The sequence below is a fragment of the Pseudomonas faucium genome, assembly GCF_021602585.1.
Lineage (GTDB): Bacteria > Pseudomonadota > Gammaproteobacteria > Pseudomonadales > Pseudomonadaceae > Aquipseudomonas > Aquipseudomonas faucium.
The window spans coordinates 59,257-77,789 of sequence record NZ_BQIP01000005.1; the positions used below are offsets into that span (position 1 = coordinate 59,257).

20 protein-coding genes are annotated in these 18,533 nt (G+C 63.6%); 10 read left to right on the forward strand and 10 right to left on the reverse strand.

Going from position 1 to position 18,533, the window contains the following annotated elements; translation table 11 throughout:
- Positions 1-2,184 (forward strand): malate synthase G, encoded by a 2,184-nt coding sequence (locus L6D75_RS08125; RefSeq protein WP_371871961.1) that lies wholly within the window; start codon positions 1-3, stop codon positions 2,182-2,184.
- A gap of 40 nt (positions 2,185-2,224) precedes the next feature.
- On the opposite strand, the gene L6D75_RS08130 is transcribed toward L6D75_RS08125, so the two are convergent.
- Complete coding sequence (locus L6D75_RS08130) at positions 2,225-2,806, reverse strand: flavin reductase family protein (protein ID WP_236193476.1); 582 nt, start codon at positions 2,804-2,806, stop codon at positions 2,225-2,227.
- Positions 2,807-3,010: 204 nt separating this feature from the next.
- Here L6D75_RS08130 and L6D75_RS08135 point away from each other — a divergent pair, with 204 nt between their 5' ends.
- Entirely contained in the window at positions 3,011-3,349 is a 339-nt protein-coding gene (locus tag L6D75_RS08135; RefSeq protein WP_176516784.1) for a hypothetical protein, read from the forward strand.
- Between the two features lie 16 nt (positions 3,350-3,365).
- Here the strand turns inward: L6D75_RS08135 and L6D75_RS08140 are convergent, their stop codons facing one another.
- Positions 3,366-4,286: a LysR substrate-binding domain-containing protein gene (locus tag L6D75_RS08140; protein WP_176516782.1), complete on the reverse strand. Its 921-nt coding sequence runs from the start codon at positions 4,284-4,286 to the stop codon at positions 3,366-3,368.
- Between the two features lie 160 nt (positions 4,287-4,446).
- Here L6D75_RS08140 and L6D75_RS08145 point away from each other — a divergent pair, with 160 nt between their 5' ends.
- The 7 genes from L6D75_RS08145 to L6D75_RS08175 all read left to right on the forward strand — a co-directional run bounded on the left by L6D75_RS08145 (position 4,447) and on the right by L6D75_RS08175 (position 9,785).
- Complete coding sequence (locus tag L6D75_RS08145; RefSeq protein ID WP_176516780.1) at positions 4,447-5,229, forward strand: YqcI/YcgG family protein; 783 nt, start codon at positions 4,447-4,449, stop codon at positions 5,227-5,229.
- A gap of 2 nt (positions 5,230-5,231) precedes the next feature.
- Complete coding sequence (locus tag L6D75_RS08150) at positions 5,232-5,861, forward strand: LysE family translocator (protein ID WP_176516779.1); 630 nt, start codon at positions 5,232-5,234, stop codon at positions 5,859-5,861.
- A 25-nt stretch (positions 5,862-5,886) separates the two neighbouring features.
- Positions 5,887-6,981, forward strand: a complete 1,095-nt coding sequence (locus tag L6D75_RS08155; protein ID WP_176516778.1) for a hypothetical protein — start codon at positions 5,887-5,889, stop codon at positions 6,979-6,981.
- Positions 6,982-7,069: 88 nt separating this feature from the next.
- A complete protein-coding gene (locus tag L6D75_RS08160; RefSeq protein ID WP_176516777.1) occupies positions 7,070-7,774 on the forward strand; it encodes a sel1 repeat family protein in 705 nt (234 codons plus the stop codon).
- Between the two features lie 99 nt (positions 7,775-7,873).
- Complete coding sequence (locus L6D75_RS08165; protein ID WP_176516776.1) at positions 7,874-8,575, forward strand: AzlC family ABC transporter permease; 702 nt, start codon at positions 7,874-7,876, stop codon at positions 8,573-8,575.
- A complete protein-coding gene (locus tag L6D75_RS08170; RefSeq protein WP_176516775.1) occupies positions 8,572-8,886 on the forward strand; it encodes an AzlD domain-containing protein in 315 nt (104 codons plus the stop codon). The genes L6D75_RS08165 and L6D75_RS08170 overlap by 4 nt, the downstream gene beginning before the upstream one ends.
- Entirely contained in the window at positions 8,883-9,785 is a 903-nt protein-coding gene (locus tag L6D75_RS08175) for a helix-turn-helix transcriptional regulator (RefSeq protein ID WP_176516774.1), read from the forward strand. Before L6D75_RS08170 ends, L6D75_RS08175 begins: the two co-directional genes overlap by 4 nt.
- Here L6D75_RS08175 and dinB read toward each other — a convergent pair.
- Genes dinB through speD form a run of 5 tightly spaced genes read right to left on the reverse strand, consistent with a single transcriptional unit; the run spans position 9,733 to position 15,851 of the window.
- Positions 9,733-10,764: a DNA polymerase IV gene (dinB, locus tag L6D75_RS08180; protein ID WP_236193477.1), complete on the reverse strand. Its 1,032-nt coding sequence runs from the start codon at positions 10,762-10,764 to the stop codon at positions 9,733-9,735. The genes L6D75_RS08175 and dinB overlap by 53 nt on opposite strands.
- Positions 10,765-10,810: 46 nt before the next feature.
- Positions 10,811-12,862 (reverse strand): Orn/Lys/Arg family decarboxylase, encoded by a 2,052-nt coding sequence (locus tag L6D75_RS08185; protein WP_176516772.1) that lies wholly within the window; start codon positions 12,860-12,862, stop codon positions 10,811-10,813.
- Positions 12,840-14,057, reverse strand: a complete 1,218-nt coding sequence (locus L6D75_RS08190) for an MFS transporter (RefSeq protein WP_176516770.1) — start codon at positions 14,055-14,057, stop codon at positions 12,840-12,842. The genes L6D75_RS08185 and L6D75_RS08190 overlap by 23 nt, the downstream gene beginning before the upstream one ends.
- 14 nt (positions 14,058-14,071) lie before the next feature.
- Positions 14,072-15,478 (reverse strand): coproporphyrinogen-III oxidase family protein, encoded by a 1,407-nt coding sequence (locus L6D75_RS08195; protein WP_176516768.1) that lies wholly within the window; start codon positions 15,476-15,478, stop codon positions 14,072-14,074.
- The gene (speD, locus tag L6D75_RS08200) at positions 15,462-15,851 is read right to left on the reverse strand and encodes an adenosylmethionine decarboxylase (RefSeq protein ID WP_176516767.1); all 390 of its coding nucleotides are present in this window, start codon (positions 15,849-15,851) and stop codon (positions 15,462-15,464) included. The genes L6D75_RS08195 and speD overlap by 17 nt, the downstream gene beginning before the upstream one ends.
- 513 nt (positions 15,852-16,364) lie before the next feature.
- Between speD and L6D75_RS08205 the strand changes: the two genes are divergently transcribed.
- Positions 16,365-16,592 carry a hypothetical protein gene (locus tag L6D75_RS08205; protein WP_003250422.1) on the forward strand — a complete coding sequence of 76 codons (228 nt, stop codon included), beginning with the start codon at positions 16,365-16,367 and terminating at the stop codon, positions 16,590-16,592.
- A gap of 44 nt (positions 16,593-16,636) precedes the next feature.
- Here the strand turns inward: L6D75_RS08205 and L6D75_RS08210 are convergent, their stop codons facing one another.
- The 3 genes from L6D75_RS08210 to nfuA all read right to left on the reverse strand — a co-directional run bounded on the left by L6D75_RS08210 (position 16,637) and on the right by nfuA (position 18,509).
- On the reverse strand, positions 16,637-17,116 hold the full coding sequence (locus L6D75_RS08210; protein WP_176516766.1) for a copper chaperone PCu(A)C: 480 nt from the start codon (positions 17,114-17,116) through the stop codon (positions 16,637-16,639).
- Complete coding sequence (locus L6D75_RS08215; RefSeq protein WP_176516765.1) at positions 17,117-17,725, reverse strand: SCO family protein; 609 nt, start codon at positions 17,723-17,725, stop codon at positions 17,117-17,119. It lies immediately after the preceding gene.
- Positions 17,726-17,924: 199 nt separating this feature from the next.
- Positions 17,925-18,509: a Fe-S biogenesis protein NfuA gene (gene nfuA, locus L6D75_RS08220; protein WP_176516764.1), complete on the reverse strand. Its 585-nt coding sequence runs from the start codon at positions 18,507-18,509 to the stop codon at positions 17,925-17,927.
- Positions 18,510-18,533: the final 24 nt, after the last annotated feature.

The following is an 18,533-nucleotide window of genomic DNA, read 5'->3' on the forward strand; positions in this document are numbered from 1 at the left end:
ATGAACAGCGAGACACCCATGAACCCACTCAAGGTCGCCCCCATTCTGCAGCGCTTCATCGAAGAGGAAGTGCTGCCCGGCACGAGTATCGACGCCACTGCCTTCTGGCAAGGCTTCGCCAGCCTGGTCCACGACCTCGCTCCGCGCAACCGTGAACTGCTGGCCGAACGCGAACGTCTGCAAACCGAGCTGGACAGCTGGCATCGCCAGCACCCCGGGCCAATCGCCGACATGCCCGCCTACCAAGCCTTCCTGCGCAGCATCGGCTACCTGGTCGACAGCCCCGAAGGCGTGCAAATCAGCACCGCCAACGTCGACCGCGAAATCGCCGAGCAGGCCGGCCCGCAGCTGGTGGTACCGCTGAGCAACGCCCGCTATGCCCTCAATGCCGCCAACGCCCGCTGGGGTTCGTTGTATGACGCGCTGTACGGCACCGACGCGATCGCCGACAGCGACGGCGCCGAGCGCGGGCAAGGCTACAACCCGCGCCGCGGTGCCAAGGTGATCGCCTTCGGGCGGCAGTTCCTCGACCAGGCCGCGCCGCTGGCGGGCGCTTCCCATGCCGATGTCGCGGCCTATGCGATCGAGCAAGGCGCACTGCGCGCCACGCTCAAGGATGGCCGCCAGGTCGGCCTGCAAAGCGCTGCGCAATTGCGCGGTTACCAGGGCGAGCCGAAGCAGCCCACCGCCATCCTCCTGCAACACCACCGGCTGCACTTCGAAATCCAGATCAACGCCAGCAGCGCGATCGGCCAAAGCGACCTGGCCGGGGTCAAGGACATCCTCATGGAGGCCGCGCTGACCACCATCATCGACTGCGAAGACTCGGTGGCGGCCGTGGATGCCGAGGACAAGGTCAACGTCTACCGCAACTGGCTGGGCCTGATGAAGGGTGACCTCAGCGAGCAGGTCAGCAAAGGCGGCAAGACCTTCACCCGGGCGCTGGCCGAGGACCGCCAGTACCAGGGTAGCGATGGCCAGCCACTGACCCTGCCGGGGCGCTCGCTGCTGTTCATCCGCAACGTCGGCCACCTGATGACCAACCCGGCGATCCACGACCGTGACGGCCACGAAATCCCCGAAGGCATTCTCGACGCGGTGGTCACCAGCCTGATCGGCCTGCACGACCTCAAGCGCCGCGGCAATTCGCGCCAGGGCAGCCTGTACATCGTCAAGCCGAAGATGCACGGCCCGGCCGAAGTGGCCTTCGCCGACCAGCTGTTCGGCCGCGTCGAAGACTTGCTGGGCCTGCCACGCCATACCCTGAAGATGGGCATCATGGACGAAGAGCGGCGCACCAGTATCAACCTGCAGGCGTGCATCGCCAGTGCCTCGGCGCGGGTGGTGTTCATCAACACGGGCTTTCTCGACCGTACCGGCGACGAGATGCACAGCGCCATGCAGGCTGGCGCCATGCTGCGCAAGGGCGACATGAAGCACAGCGCCTGGATCCAGGCCTACGAACGCAACAACGTGCTGGTGGGCCTGGCCTGCGGCCTGCGCGGCAAGGCGCAGATCGGCAAAGGCATGTGGGCCATGCCCGACCTGATGGCCGCCATGCTCGAGCAGAAAATCGCCCAGCCCAAGGCCGGCGCCAACACCGCCTGGGTGCCCTCGCCCACGGCCGCGACCCTGCATGCGCTGCACTACCACCAGGTGGATGTGGCGGCGGTGCAGCAGGCCCTGGAGCAGGCCGACCCGGCCGCCGAGCGCGAGGCGTTGCTGCATGGCCTGCTGAGCATCCCGGTCAGCCCGGACCGGCCGTGGAGTGCAGCGGACATCCAGGCCGAGCTGGACAACAACTGCCAGGGCATCCTGGGCTACGTGGTGCGCTGGGTGGAGCAAGGGGTGGGCTGCTCCAAGGTGCCCGATATCCATGACGTGGGCCTGATGGAAGACCGCGCCACCCTGCGCATCTCCGCCCAGCACATCGCCAACTGGTTGCTGCATGGGGTGGTGACGGCAGATCAGGTAGAGGCGACGCTGCAGCGGATGGCCAAGGTGGTCGACCAGCAGAATGCCGGCGATGCGGCTTATCGGCCGATGGCCGGGGACTTTGCCGGGTCGTATGCGTACCGGGCGGCGCAGGCGCTGGTGTTCGAGGGGCGGCAGCAGCCGAGCGGGTATACCGAGCCGCTGCTGCATGGGTGGCGGTTGCGGTTCAAGCAGCAGGTTTTGGGGTGAAGCACTGAGGGGCCGCTGCGCGGCCCCATCGCCGGCAGGTTCAGCCCTGCGCGTCGACCACCACCGCCTCGCCGATCGCATAGAAATGCCCACCGGCCACATAGTGCAGGCTGCGCCACTGCGGGTCGGCATGCTCATAGGCCCAGTGGCCGTCCTTGAACACCCGGTCATCCGCCCACGCCGCCACCACTTCGCCTATGAACAGGTCGTAGGTGCTCTGGTTGTGCGGCTCGTCGATCACCCGGCACATCAGCCACGCCGAGCAGCCTTCCACCAACGGCGCCGCATGCCCTTCCACCCGCGCCAGCTCGACGCCGATGCGGGCCAGCTTGTCGGGCTGGTCGAGCAGGCTGCGGGTACCGACCTGATGGGTCAGCTGCGCCTGGGCCGCGGTGGGCACCTGCAGCGCGAACCCGCCACTGCCTTCGACCAGCTGCCGGGTGCGGGTGCCCTTGTCCAGCACCACGGTGACCTTGGGCGGGTCGAAGTCCAGCGCGCAGGCCCAGGCCGCGGCCATCACGTTGTCCACGCCCTGGTGGCTGGCCGATACCAGCACGGTCGGGCCGTGGTTGAGCAGGCGGTAGGCCTTTTTCAGGTCGACGGCTTGGAAGTGGCTGTTCATCGAAGTCCTCAGGTCTGGGTGCACGGGAGCGGGCAATTGTGCAGCATCGGCAGGGCTGGAAGCATCCTTTCAGCACCTTCAGATATTTCCTACGCACCGCTCGGAAGTTTCTTAATTGCCGCCGCCCTCTGCGGAAAACACCATCGCCCCTGGACCGCGCCAGCTACAGCCCGGCGCCCGCGCTCGATCGACAGGAGGCTCCGCATGCACCCGCACCTCAGCACCACCGCCGAACTGCGCAAGACCCTGCGTGAACTCATGGCCCACAAGGTCAGCAACCCGGACGACGACCCGCACCTCTCGGGGGTGTTGTTTTTCTGCGTGACCGATGAGCGCACGCGCCAACTGGTCGAGCGCATCGAGCTGCTGGCCAGCGAGGCGTTCTTCGACCCCTGCGGGCGCGCCATCGCCCAGCAGATGCGCGCGGCAGCCATCGAGGGGGTGTGCATCAAGCAGAAGCGCAAGGCGAGCGTCGAGGAAACGGTGATCCGCATCGCCCTGCTCGACAAGGGCTACATCACCGTCAGCAGCGCACGCCTGTGAGGCCTGGCGGGCGGCCTCAGCCGTACAGGTAGTCGATGTCCTTGTAGGCCAGCGCCGGCACCTGGCCGAGCAGGAAGTCGCGCAACTTGTGCATCTGCCGGGCCTTGGGGCTGGATTTGAGCCAGGTCATGTAATAGCCATCGCCGGTGGAAACGGCATGCTTGAACGGCGTGACCAGGCGCCCGGCGCCAAGGTCGGCGGTGGCCAGCACCAGGTCGACCACGGAAATGCCCAGGCCCTGCTGGGCCGCCGAGATGCCCTGGTCGAGGGTGTCGAACACCTGGCCCTGGTCGATGCTGATGTCCAGCGCATCCATGCGCGCCAGCCAGCGGCGCCAGTCGCGGCGGTCCGGCGACGGGTGCAGGAACTCGCAGTGGCGCAGGTCCGCCAGCTCCGGCTGGGCGCGCGGCATGTAGTCGGGGTGGCACACCGGGATCAGCCACTCATCGAACAGCTTGAAGCTTTCGACGTCGGCCGGGAAACGCCCGTTGGCCAGCAGGATCGCGCAGTCGTAGGGCTCGGAATAGAAGTCCACCGTGTCGATGTCCATCCACACGCTCGACAACTGCACGCTGCAGGCATCGTCGGCCTTCTTGAAGGCATCCAGGGCCCGCAGCAACCAGCGCACGGTGAGCGTGGAAGGCGCCTTGAGGCGCAGGCCGTAGCGGTCCTGGCGCAGCAGCGCACAGGCATTTTCGATGATCTTGAAGCCGACCTTGAGCTCTTGGGACAGCACCCGGCCGTGTTCGGTCAGGCTCAGCTTGGGGCCGCGGCGCTCGAACAGGTCGCAGCCGAACATGGCTTCGAGGGTCTTGATGTGATGGCTGACCGCGCCCTGGGTCAGCGCCAGCTCTTCGGCCGCCCGGGTGAACGACCCATAACGCGAAGCGACCTCGAAGGCACGTAGCGCGTGCAAAGCCTGGATCCGTTCCGACATGAAGCCCCCGAAGCATGAGTAAGACTAATAGTAGGTCATAGTTCCACGCGTTTTACAACGTTAAGTGCGTCTCAGAAAATGCAGGTAAATAACAAAGATAAGCCAACAACCTGCCTGCATATGACTGGAACTTTCTATTAATTAAACGCCTGGGGATATCATGTTTACGGGTTATGGAAATTGCTTACGCCTGGATGCGCTAGAGCTGACCGCCGAACATGAGCGGAACACGCATCACTGGACTTACCAGACACTACAACACTTTCGCAGCATTCTCGCCAACCCCGAGTTTCCGTGCCTGTTCGGGCGCAAGGCGGTCAATGGCGCCACCTGCCACATCCTCTTCGCCCGCGCCGAGCAACTGGCCGACGACATTGCCCAGGGCCTGGCCGACTACGTGCGCCACATCGCCCCGGTACCGGTCAAGCAACGCATCGGCAGCCCGCTGGTGGTGTTTCTCGAAACCCCCAGCGACATCACCCTTGCCGAACAACAGGCACTGGCCTGGAAGGTGCTGCGCGGCGTGCACGCGCGCGACCCGCAGCCCTGGCCACCGTCGATTCCCACCGACCCGGACGACAACGGCTGGTCATTCTGCTACGCCGGCATGCCGCTGTTCATCAACATGAACTTCCCCGGCCACCGGCAGATGAAAAGCCGCAATCTGGGCAAGCACATCACCTTCGTCATCAACCCGCGGGAAAACTTCGACGAGGTGGCCAACGCCGGCACCGAAAGCGGCCAGCGCATCCGTGCGCGCATTCGCGACCGCGTGCGCCACTACAACGACGGCGTCATGCCGGACAGCCTGGGCTTCTTCGGCGACGACGACAACTTCGAATGGAAGCAATACCAACTGCAGGAAGCAGGCTCGCTCAAGCCCTCGCGCTGCCCCTTTCATGCCCACGCCCACGCCACACCTGACACACAGATCGAGAACTGACCGTGAATACCGCACTCACCCTCACCTACGCACTGACTGTCCTGCTGCTGATCGCCACCCCGGGCCCGGTGGTGGCACTGATCGTCAACACCGCCGCCGCTTCCGGCTCGCGCAAGGCCATTTTCACCGCCGTCGGCACCAACTGGGCGTCGTTGGTGCTGATCGGTGCCGCCGCCTGGGTCATCCTCACCAGCGCGGCCATCGACAAGGCCTGGCTCAGCGGCATGAGCCTGCTCGGTTGCCTGTTCATCGGCTACATCGCCGTGGGCACCTTGCGCGAATGCCTGCAGGCACCGGCCGCCAGCGAAACCGCCGAGCCCACGCCCAAGGCCGGCCGCGGCGGCCTCTGGCAAGGCTTCATGGTGGGGATCTCCAACCCCAAGGACATCATCTTCTTCATCGCCTTCTTCCCGCAGTTCATCCAGATCACCGAGTCGTTCGGCAAGAGCATGGTGGTGCTGTCGCTGCTGTGGGTGTTCATCGATTTCGCCGTGCTCAGCCTGTACATCTTCGCCATCGGCAAGATCAGCTCGCCGCGCAGCAACCGCATCATTTCCCTGGCCTCGGGCGTTGCCCTGCTGCTGATCGCCGCCGGTGGCCTGGCCTACAACCTCAAGGCACTGGCGGGCTGAACCGGCCAGTGAAACGGGAGCGCCCATGACCACCCTCGATACCGCCGCACGCGGCCAGGGCCTGCCCTCGCCGCTGCAGCAGGATTACCAGCGCTTCCTGCAACTGGGCAGCCGCCGCGCCCCGCAAACCTTGCACGTTCATGAGCGCGGCTACCGCTCCGGCACCATCAACACCGATGCGCTGGGGCTGCGCTACAGCCATTGCGCCGGCAAGCGCTTCTCGGCCGCCGAGCGCGGCGGTGCCGGGCGCATCAACCTGCTGGTGGGTGGCTCCACGGCCATGGGCATCGGTGCCAGCAGCGATGAACACACGGTGGCCTCGCACCTGTCGATGCTGACTGGCGAGGTGTGGCTGAACCTCGCCGGCTGCGGGCTCAATGCCAGCCAGGAGCTGCTGCTGTTTCTCACCCACCAGCACCGCCTGGGCGAAATTGGCCACGTGGTGCTGCTCAGCGGGCTCAACAGCCTGGCCCACGAAGCCCTCGGCGAGGTGTTGGCCGGCCCGCACGCTGCGCAGTACGCCAAGGCCCACCAGGCCTACCTGAACAGCTTCAACGAAGGCATGCCGGCCCAGGGCGCAGCGCGGCAAGCGTCGTGGTTGCAGCGCCTTGCCCAGGCACTCGCCCCGCGCCGCCCGGAGCCCCTGGCAGACTGGCCGCTGTGCGCGCCAGAGAAGCGCCTGGCACGCGCCGCCGACAGCATCGGCCGCACCCTGCGCCAATGGGAGCGGATGCTGGCCGACAGCCACGCCACCCTCACCTTCATCCTGCAACCCTTGCTGCCCTGGTGCCGCGAGGCCCTGCCGGCCGGTGAAGTCGCCATGCTCGCGGCCCTGGACCGGCAACCCAGCAATTTCGATCGCCTGCTGCAGGGCACCTTCGACAGCCAGCTGCACATGGCCTTCTTCCGCCGCATCAAGAGCCAGGCCGACCCGGTGCCGTGCTACGACATGAACAGCATGCTCAGCAGCTCGCCGGTGTTCGGCGCCGACCTGTTCATCGACCGCCTGCACCTGAACGACCTGGGCAACAATGCGCTGGCCAAGGTAATCACCGCCAAACTCGGCCTGGCCCAGGAAAAACACGCCCAACGCAAGGTCACGCCGATCAAGCTTGTCTGACAATTGCACGCCGCGCTTTCGGTCTGGCCACAGGCTTGGCTAGAATACGGCGTCGTTCCGATACGCCCGAGGCGCAGCTGCAATTGTCATGAACACCCGAGCCATCCCCCCGTACCTGGCTGCGCTGCTCATCACACTGGTGCCGCAGGCATCGCTTGCGCTCGATGTGCGCATCGACCCGCATGCCGACCTGCTCTACCGCCAGGCCCTGCCGCTGCTGGAGCAAGCCGACCACCCGGACGACAGCGCCAGCCCTCTGCGCACCGCCGTAGGCGGCGACCCGGAGCTCAATCGCCAGGGCCAGGCCCTGGCCCGTACCCTGCCAACCGCGGTGGCCTTGCTGGAAAAGTCGGTGGAACTCGGCCACCCCGTGGCGCAGTACCGCCTGGCGCTGTACTACACGACCTACCTGCCCGCTGCGCAGATCGCCGATGCCGCCTGCCCGCTGCTCGAAGCGAGCCTGCAGCAGGGCTTTGCCCCGCCGGCAACGGCGATCGCCAGCTGGTGCCCGCCGTACAACGTCAGCAGCGCCTACCGCGAAGCGCTCGAAGCGGTGCCGAGCATGGCCACCCTGTATGCCGCCTATTACCCGCAACCGGCCACCCGCCTGGCTTGCAGCCGCAGCCAGCCGCAGGGGCTGGAAATGCAGTGGGGCCGGCAACGGGATTACCAGGCCGAGGTCTACCGGCTGCTCGGCGACCTCGACCCACTGCATCGCCAGGCCCTGCTGCAGAAGGCCGTGGACATCAACGGCTGCGTTGCCGCCCAGCAGCGCCTGACCAGCCACCGCTGAGCCTGCGGCGCCTGCCACAGGCAAACCAGCAAGATCGTTCAAGCCAGCCGCGTTGCACTCTGGCAAGCTGCTCTACCGTGTAACCGTGTCGCAGCCATCATGCCCAGCCATCCGCCCATCGCCCGCCGAGCTTTCCTCCACGGCGCCATCGCCATCCTTCCGCTGTCACTTGCCGTCGCCCCCTGGGGCCTGCTGGCCGGCTCCATGGCCATCGAAGCCAACCTCAGCGCCTGGGAAGGCCAGGGCCTGTCGGCGATCGTCTTCGCCGGCGCGGCGCAGCTGGTGGCCATCGGCATGCTCAAGGGCGGCGCCAACCTGCTGTCGATCCTTTTGACCACCCTGCTGCTGACCTCGCAGCACCTGCTGTATGGGCTGTCGATGCGCCCGGTGCTTTCCAGCCAGCCTTTGCGCTGGCGGCTGGGGCTGGGCTTTCTGCTCACCGACGAATTCTTCGCCCTCACCAGCCACTACGACCAGCAGCAGTTCAACCGCTGGTACGCGCTCGGCGTCGGCCTGACCTTCTACGTGGCCTGGAACCTGTTCACCCTGGCCGGCATCGTGCTGGGCCAGAACATCCCGCACCTTGACCAGCTGGGCCTGGACTTCTCCATCGTCGCCACCTTCGTCGCGCTGATCGCGCCGCTGGTGCGCAACCTCGCCACCGTGGTGTGCGTGGCGGTGTCGCTGTTCTGCTCGGTGCTGTTCAGCCACTGGCACTGGGAGACCGCGCTGGTGGCTGCCGGCCTGCTGGGCATGGCCGCCGGTTTCATCTGCCAGAAGTTTTCGGGAGTACGCGCATGACCTGGCTACTGATTTTCGCCATGGGCGCCGTGGTGTTTCTCAACCGCTATGCCTTTCTCGAGCCTCGCCTGCCGCTGCGCCTGAGCTCCAATGCACGCCAGTTCCTCGGCTTCGCCGTGCCCGGCATGCTCACCGCCATCTGCGGGCCGATCATCTTCCTGCCCGGCCACCAGCTCGACCTGAGCCCGCTCAACCCTTACCTGCTCGGCGCGCTGGTCGCCATCGCCCTGGTGCTGTTGACCCGCAGCGTGTTGCTGAGCATGCTGGTGAGCATGTTGATCTTCTTCCTGCTGCGCAGCTGGCTGGCATGACCAGGCCCCTGCGCGAACAAGCCCACCTCTGGCAGGCGCCCGCCCTGGGCGATGTCGAGATGCTGCACGCGCGCTACATCCAGCAGCGCTTCGCGCCCCATGTGCATGAAGGCTACGTGTTCACCGTGATCGAGTCCGGCGCCCAGAGCTTCTGGCACCGCGGCAGCGAGCACCTGGCGCCGGTGGGCAGCATGGTGCTGATCAACCCCGACGAACTGCACACCGGCGCCACCGCCCACGAGGCCGGTTGGCGCTACCGCGGCTTCTACCCCGAACATGAACGGGTCACCGGCGTGCTCGACGAGCTGGAACTGGGCCGCCACGGCATGCCGCGCTTTCGCGAAAGCGTGATCCAGGACCCAGCGCTGGCCTCGGCCTTCAGCCAGCTGCACCGCTTGTCCGAGCTGGGCGCCAGCGCCCTCGAACAACAGACCGCCTGGCGCCAGGCGGTGCTGGCGCTGGTGCAGCGCCACGGCCATTGCCCCGAACCCACGGCCCCCGGCAACGAGCCCGTGGCCGTGGCCCGCGCCCGCGAGCTGCTGGAAAGCCAACTGGCCGACCCACCTTCGCTGGAAGCGCTGGCGGCGGCGGTTAACTTGTCGCCCTTCCATTTCGCCCGCGTGTTCCGCCAGGCCACCGGGTTGCCACCGCACGCCTGGTTGAAACAGCGGCGCCTCACCCACGCCCGTGATCTGTTGAAAAGGGGCCAGGCAGCCTCTGAGGTGGCGTTCGCGCTAGGGTTTGCAGACCAGAGCCATTTGAGCCGGCAGTTCAAACAGGCCTACGGGGTGACCCCGGGGGCCTATCGCAAAGCATGCGTCGACGCAGCGTTGCCTGCCCGGCTGCTCAAAATCCCAACTCAAGTTGCAATGGGTCCGGCAGACTTCTGCGGATCTTGACGGCAATACCGACCAGGCGCACGGCTCGCCCCTGCCGCTTGGTATTCCAAAGCATGCGGCACAGGCCATGCACCACCTGCGGCTCCAATGCCAGGGCGCCCGCCTCGGCACTGGCCATGGTGAAATCGGCAAACTTCAGTTTGACCTGGTTCCTGACAATCGGCGGCGCATCGCCAAGCGCCTCCATGCGCATCGCCAGGGCCGCCAGCAGTCCATCCAGTTCGCTGGCACAGCGCGCAAAGTCATGGCAGTCGCTGGGCAAGGTGTGCTCGACGCCCAGTGACTGCACACCGCCCGCCTTGCCTTCGTAGCCCTCCTGCCCGCGGCAACGCTCCCACACATAGAAACCATGCGCCCCGAGCTGGCGCAGCAGCGCAGGGATCATCTGCTCGGTGACATCAGCGCATTTGACGCACCCCATGGCCTGCAGCACAGCCCAGGTCTTGGGCCCCACCCCGGGGATCTTGCGAATGTCCAGGTTCGCAAGAAAGGCCTGCACCTGATCCGGTGCAACCACAAACTGGCCATTGGGCTTGTTCACTTCAGAGGCCATTTTCGCCAGGTACTTCAACGGTGCGATGCCCGCCGAAGCCGTCAACTGCAGCTCTCGCTCGATGGTCGCCCGGATGCGGCTGGCCATGTGCGTTGCCGAACCGTTGCAGTGCGGCTGCCCTGTGACATCCAGCGTGGCCTCATCCAACGAGAGAAACTCGACGGTCGGCGTAAAGCGCCGGAAAATTTCCTCCAGCCTGCCAGTGACTGCCTCGTAACGCTCGAAGCGCACAGGCAAAAGCACCAGGTCCGGGCACAGGCGCTGCGCGGTGGCGGTTGCCATGCCGCTTCTGACGCCAAACGCCCTGGCAATGTAGTTGGAGGTACTGATCACGCCCCGCTCCAGCGCCGTGCCGCCCACAGCGACCGGCCGATCACGCAACCAGGGCGCATCCAGGAGCTCGACGGCGACGAAATAGGAGTCCATGTCGACGTGAATGAACTTGCGCGCACCGCCAGGCCGCTGAGGGTGTTCAGTCAAGCACGAATACCCCCAGCGAGGCAGAGCCATCGGCATTGCGCACTTCATGGACACCCTGGATATGCGGGGCGAACTCGCAGTACTGCGCCGCCAACGCCTCGACGGCTTGCAGATAGTCAACCAACGCAGCCGTCCAGCGCTCGCCGGGGGCGATGCACATGATCCCGGGTGGGTACGGGATCACCCCCTCGGCCGCCACTTGGCCCAGCACCTCCTTCACACAACGCAAGCGGGCCTCGCCCCGCACGAACTGCTGGTTGGCCCGGTAAGGCGAGCGATCGCACTGCGCCGCCCCGATTGCGCTGAAAATCTCGCTTTGCCGCTGCTCAACCTGATGCGTGCGATAAAGCGCATTGATGCGCTCGCCCAGCTCAGCAATGGACAGCCCCTCGTAAGTAGCTGCAGCTCCACGCAACGAAGGCAGCACCTGCAGCGCCGCAGTCCCCTTGTGCCAATGCGCTTCGAACGCTTCGAGCGCGTCTACCAGCCGGCTCAAGGCGGCGCTGTCACTGGAGGGCGTCATCAGCAGGGTGAAGGTGTAGAAGTCGGTTTTTTCCGGCGTGAACTCGCAGTCCTGCAGGTAGCGGGTCAGCAGGCAGGCCGGGATATCCAGCGGCCCGCGGGTGAGGAAAATGACTTTGCACGGGTCGACATGGTGCAGGCCAGGCTCGATCGCCAAGGCACCTTGTGGCTGGTACTGGCTCGAGGCATTCGAGACGGTCGGCATCAGCGGCCGGATCAAGCGACAGCGGCGCGCCACCTGCTCGCGCAACCACTGCGCAGCCGCCAACGCCTGGCGCCAGTGGCGCTCGCCCTCACCCTCGGCGAGCATGGCCGCATTCACTTCCAGCGACATGAACAGCGGATAGGAAGGGCTGGTCGAGGCGTGCTGCATGAAGGCGGCGTTGAACACCGGCCAGCTGCAGTAGCGGCGCAGGTGGCTGATATGCCGGTCCTTCTTGTGAATCTGCGAGGTTTGCGAGAGGCCGGACATCTGCTTGTGCACCGACTGGGTCACGACAATGCCCGGCGAGGCGTCGGTCAGTTGCACATTCAGCGGCGATAACCCGGCCAGCGCCGGAACAAAAGGCTCATACCCGGCCCAGGCGCCATCGAACAGCACGTAATCACACAAATGGCCGATGCGCGCCAACAAGGCTGACGCATCGACCACCACTCCATCGCACGTTGCCTGCTGGATCACCGCCAGGCGAAAGGGCCTGGGCTCACGCGCCCGGCGCTCACAAACCTGCCCCGCCCAGCTGCGCAGATGGGCTTCATCCAGGGCACCGACGCGATAGCCGCCCAGCAACCCACGCTCATCGCGCACATTGTCCAGGTACACCGGCAAGGCGCCGCACTGCACCAAGGCGCCAAGAAACACCGACTTGTGGCTGTTGCGATCCAGCAAAACCAGGTCGCCGGCCGCCAGCAGCGCGCTGGCAACCACCTTGTTGGCGGTGGACGTGCCATTGAGCACGAACCACGTCTCGTCGGCACCAAACACCCTTGCGGCCAGTTGCTCCGCCTCCAGCACCGGGCCTTCATGGCTCAGCACATCACCCAGCTCGGGCGCGGCATGGGGCACATCCACCTGGAACACGCCCTGCCCCAGCAAGCTCATGAAACGCGCCCCGGCAGGGTGCTGCTGCAAACACGCGCCACCTTGGTGCCCAGGGCAGGCGAAGGTAGGCCGGCGCTTGCCGACGAAAGACGCAACCGTGCGTGTGAAAGGGGGCAGCGCCTGGTGTTCGAAAGCGAGCGCGGCAGCCATCAACCGAGCCCTGTCGTGTGCCGACAAGGGTATGTCCACTCGCGGCTCATCGCCTGCCTCTGGCGGGCTGTGCCGATGTTCCGCGGCGATAAACAGCGGCAGGCCCCAACGCTCCACCGCTTCACGCACTGCGGGTTGCAGCGCATCTTCAGGCCTCAATAGCAAAACGCAAGCGAGCGCGAGGTTGGCTGACGAATTGAAAACGCTCGCCTGCATGCCCTCCCATGCAGCCATGGGCAGCCCCGCGCTATAGAGGATGGTCGGTGTCATGGGCAGTTCCTTTGAGGTTCCAGCGCACGGGCGCGATGAACAGCATGAGCGTCATCCAGATGAACGTTGCCGGGCCCGCAAGTACGAAGACCAGGCTGGCAACCAGCCCTGAAACGGCGTCACCAATGACGGCCGTGAAGTAATAGAGGGAAAAGTTGCGGCCAACTTCATGCTCGCTCGACAAGCATTGGATGTTGGTGACGATGGCGATATCGACGAATGCACCAATGAAGCCGACCAGAAACAGCACCAGCAGAAACAGCCAGCTGTTGAATTGCAGCGCCACTGCAGCCGCAAAGAACAGTGCGCCGTACAGCACCCAGTAACGCAGCACCAGGCGCGCAGTTGTGCGCGGGTTGAAGCGTGTGTAGAGCACGCCACCCAATACGGTGCCTGCCGCCAGCAGCGAGAACACGTAACCGACCGCCGCTTCAGAGGCAAAGTGCTCCAGCACCGAAGCCGGAAGAATGAAGCGAATCACCGACGTCGCGAACATCGCACAGAGCGTGGTGCAGCCAATGACAGCAAACAACGGCGCATTGCTGGCCCTGAGCTGGCCAACACTGCGCGCCGCATCGCGGATGATGGCGCGGCCTTCGAATGCCTGCCGGGCGCCTCGCCTGGCAGGCCCCAACGTTGCGATGGAAATGGCCGACAACACCAGGCATATGGCAAAGAACAGGAACGTTGCATCGCGAGACAGCAACAACACGCACACCGAGAAAACCAGCGGGCCGATAATCGAGGCAGCATCCTCGATCACCTGGATTCCGCTGTTGACCGAGGCCAACTGGTGCTTTTCGACAAGGTCGGGAAAGTACGCGCGAAACGTCGGCACATACAAACACTCGAGCGCGGTCATGACCATCGCCAGGCCAACCAACACGGGCAATACTGGCGCGAACAGGCTGAACGCCATGAAGAAGGCAAGTGCCAGGATGCCTTTGGCGGCCTCTACCAGAAACAGTGTGCGTTTCTTGTCGGCGTTATCCGCAAGCCACCCCCCCAAGGGCGAAAACACCATGCTCGGCAAGTAGCGGAAAAAATAGGCAATGCCAATCAACAGCAGATCCGCATCGGTCATGGACACGATTGCCACGGCAAAGGCCGCTTCGAAGGCAAACTCACCACATTTGGAAAAGCAGTAGCCCAACGTCAGGGAACGTGTGCCGCTGTTAAGACTCAACGCCTGCATATTTCATGCTTTCCTCAGCCAGCGGCATAAATCAATTCATGTTCCGTGATGTCCCGCCCAGGGACATCGAGCCGTTCGAACACCAGCTTTCGGAGAATGTCCTGTTCGCTCGCAGGCATCAGGTAGAACATGATGTTGCTGTACCAAAGCCAACCAAGCCGGGTCAGCCGGTAGTAATGGTTGTCCTCCACCACCAGGCCGGACTGGACCAGTGCATCGAGCCGCTGCATCAGCGCCTTGGGCACACGGCCCAGCTCGACCAGCCGCTTGTCGACCGAACCGTGGTAGGCCAGGCGCAGTACAAGGGGCTTGACCACATCCAGCACCGGGTCGTGCCGGCTGACCTGGCACAGGTGCTCGCCTGCCGTCATGCGTTGGGTATATTTTTCACGCAGGGAAACATTGGTAATGACGTGCCCTGCCACCGAAGAGATAGCGCCTACACCAAAGCCCAATAGGTCGTGATCGGCATAGCCGTAGACATGTTCGTGGTAGATGAACGCGTAATCATCGCTGAACAGTTCACCGGCCTGTGCGGGCCTGTGCACATAGCCATGGCCGTTGTACGGCACATAACCATACTGGCGCAGGTGCGCATCGAGCATGAACTTCATGTTGAGCTTGCGCATGGCGAGCATTACCTGCGTGGAGCGTGCCCTGATCTGCTTGTGCAACTTGACGGAGGTGGCGGCATTGTTGATGGGGTAGATATCGACATTGCTGACACCCATGGCGACGGCCTTGTCGATGTCGGCGAGTGTCTGTTGTTCGTTGCTGCCGTTCATGCCATAGAGAATGTCACACAGCACATGCCCGAAATGGGCGCGCAAGTGTTCAACGGCACGTTCGATCTTGCCAATGTCGGGGTCGAGGTTAAAGAGCTGGCGCCATTCGCTGTCTACCGTTTGCAGCCCAAAACGCGCATGGGTCACCCCGATATCGGCCAGCGCCCGCGCACGCGCTTCGGTGACACTGGTGACATTGAATTCGAATGAAAACTCCTTCACTTCGCTCATGTCGAAGTGACGGTGCAATGCCTCGCCAATGTCCTGGATATTGCGCGGCGACAACAGCGAAGGGGTGCCGCCGCCAAAAAATATTGCCCTGACGGGTACCGCTTTCAAATCGATCATCTGCGCCTTGTATTCGATCTCCCGGATCAGCGCCTGCGTATATCGGTCAATGTCGTCGGCACTCTTGTACAGCCCCCGCGTGAAAGGGCAGAACGAACAAATGGCTTCGCAAAAGGGCACATGAAAATACAACGCACGCGAACGTGCCGATTGATTGGCGCCGGCCATGATTTCTGAAAACTGGCTTGTGTCGGGCGCATAGCAGTTGTGTGTCTGAGCCGGGAAGAAGAAGTTATAAAGCGGAAATTGATAATCGAACTTTACCAGGCCTTTATCGAGCAGTCGCATATCGCCCCCCCGACAAGCCAGTCACCACACTGCCGCGCAACAGCGTCCTCCTGTTGACCTGGACGTCCTCACCAAAAAACGCTGCAATCCGTTCATTGATCGAGTGGTTGCCTTTGCCGCAGGTATAGACATCGATACTGATATACCCACGCTCGGGGTAGGTATGGTAGGAAAGGTGCGACTCCGACAATAGAAAGATCCCCGTCACACCCTCCCCGCCTGAAGAAAACTTGTGGATCATATCGCTGATGACGGTGAACCCGGATGCCTGCAATACAGTCAGAAAAAAGCGATGCAATGTCTTATCGTTGGTCAGCAACTTTGCGCTGGCACCTGTTATATCCCAAAGGGTGTGGTAGCCACGATCATCCATAAACCATGCTCCTTTCAAGAGGTAGAGAGGGGCGGCACTAGGCCGCCCCCTTGCTTACCACATGCACACACCTTGGGTAGTAACGCCCGTTACATCGGTGCGGAACAGTTCGATTGCAGATTTCATAAGAGAACTCCTTTCAGATTATTGAAATCGCCCTTGGTTGGTGCGGGCAATATCAATCTAGGACGATTTTCAGGTTTTGCTCAATGCCCAAATTCTAAAAACCCGGATACTGACCGCAGGCACAGGCCCGCGCGTAGGAATATTCCTACGCACAATTTCTCTCTATATTTCGACTGCCATACCGTTCAATCAGGCGCTACAACGATTTAGTTTCAGCTGCCGAGCATCATCCAAAGTCAACGCACTATCAGAAACTTTAAACATGCTGTTTATAAGTAACGAGTTGTTTCTACGCGTTGAGAGCACGCCTTAAATGCGTCCTGGCAAAGCCAGCAGAGCCCGGCCAATCCTCTGCTACACTCACAGGGCTGAATGGAGGATCCCGCCATGTCCGAAAGAGAGCTCACCACCCTGCTGTCGCTGATGAACCAGCGCCAAGCCTGCCTGAGCAGTGCCTGCAAGGAGATTGCCGACTGGATCGACCGGCAGGGCGATGTGCCCGCCGCTGGCAAGATCCGCGCAAGCCTCAAGGCCTTGGAGGCCGACGAGGCCCAGGTGCGAAAGACCTTGACCTCGTTGACGCTCGACAGGCCTTTGCCACGCTTTCGTAGCTGAACGAACAGGGGCCGCATTGCGCGGCCCCCGGTGCATCAGTTGAATCAGTGCTTCATGTGCATGTGGTCATGCCCGCCGGCCTCGGCGGTCAGGGCCTTCACTTCTGCCTGCACGTTCAACGTTTCCTTCCCGCCCTTGGCATCTTCGATGGTCAGGGTCAGTGGCACTTTCTCGCCTTCCTTCACCTGCTGGTTAAGGCCCATCAGCATCACGTGGTAGCCGTTGGGGTCCAGGCTCACCGGCTTGCCCGCCGGCAGCTCGACGGCCTTCACTTCCTTCATGCCCATCACGTCACCGTTCATGGTCATCTCGTGCACCTGCACGGTCTTGGCCACGGGCGAAGCCACGCCCACCAGCTTGCTGTCGCTGCTGGCGGTGAGGGTCATGAAGGCACCGGTGGACTGCTGGTGCGGTACGCTGGCACGCACCCAGGCATCGCTCACGGTGGTTTCGGCCAGGGCCGGCAGGGCCAGGCCCATCAGTGCCAGAACGGCCAAGCCGCGCTTGATTGGTTGCATCGACATTCAGCAGATCTCCATCAGGGTACGCAGGTCTTCGGCACATTCCTGGGCGTTCAGGGAATGGCCCAGGCTCAGGCGCAGGGTGCCACGCGTGTCGTAGACGTAGCTGGTGGATGAATGGGAAATGGTGTAGGTGTCACCGGCAGGTACCTTCTCGTAGAAGACCTTGAACTCCTTGGCCACCGCGGCGATTTCCTCGGGGGTACCGGTGAGCGCGGTGAACGTCGGGTCGAAGGCCTTGACGTAGGCATCGAGCACTTCGGGGGTGTCGCGCTCCGGGTCCAGGGTGATGAACACCACCTGGAACAGGTCGCGGTCGCGGCCCCTGAGCAGCTTGCGGATTTGCGCCGCGCGCGCCAGGGTCGTCGGGCACACCGCCGGGCACTGGGTGAAACCGAAGAAGATCATCGGCATGCTGCCGTAGAAGCTCGACAGGGTGCGTTCGTTGCCCTGGGGGTCCTTGAGGCGGAACTTGCGCCCGAGGATCTCGTTGCTCATGTTCTTGCCGTACTTGAAATCAAGCCCCCGGGCCGGGCTGCAGCCGGCCAGCAGGCCGAGCCCGAGAACGCCCATCCCGGCGACTACGGCGCGCCGGGTCAACAGATCATTCATGAAACCATCCTTTACAGGGAAGGTGCCCGCCCCAGAAGCGGGCCGGCCGAAAAACCGGGGCATTCTTGCATGACGCCCCGAGGGCTTCTACCCGACCAAGGCCAAGATGGCCCGCAGCCCTTTAAACACGGGCTGCGGCCTGTTGTCGCAGGGGTTGAAACCGTAACAGTTTGTTGCTAGAGACCCACAAAAAACCCTATCAGTAGTAGGCGTTTTCTTTCTGGGTGTGGTCGGTCACGTCACGCACGCCCTTGAGCTCTGGAATGCGCTCGAGCAGGGTGCGCTCGATGCCTTCCTTCAAGGTCACGTCGGCCTGGCCGCAGCCCTGGCAACCGCCACCGAATTGCAGCACCGCGATGCCATCGTCGACCACGTCGACCAGGCTCACCTGGCCGCCGTGGCTGGCCAGGCCCGGGTTGATCTCGGTCTGCAGGTAGTAGTTGATGCGCTCGTTGATCGGGCTGTCTTCGTTGACCATCGGCACCTTGGCGTTAGGCGCCTTGATGGTCAGCTGGCCACCCATGCGGTCGGTGGCGTAGTCGACCAGTGCGTCTTCCAGGAACGGCAGGCTGACCGCGTCGAGGTAGGCGGTGAAGCTCTTCAGGCCCACCGGCTCGTCGTCGGGCTTCTCTTCGCCCGGTTTGCAGTAGGCGATGCAGGTTTCGGCGTACTGGGTGCCCGGCTGGGTGATGAAAATGCGAATGCCGATGCCAGGCGTGTTCTGCTTGGAAAGCAGATCGGCCAGGTAATCATGGGCGGCGTCGGTAATGGTTATAGCGCTCATGGAAGTTCCTCACAGACTTGCGGC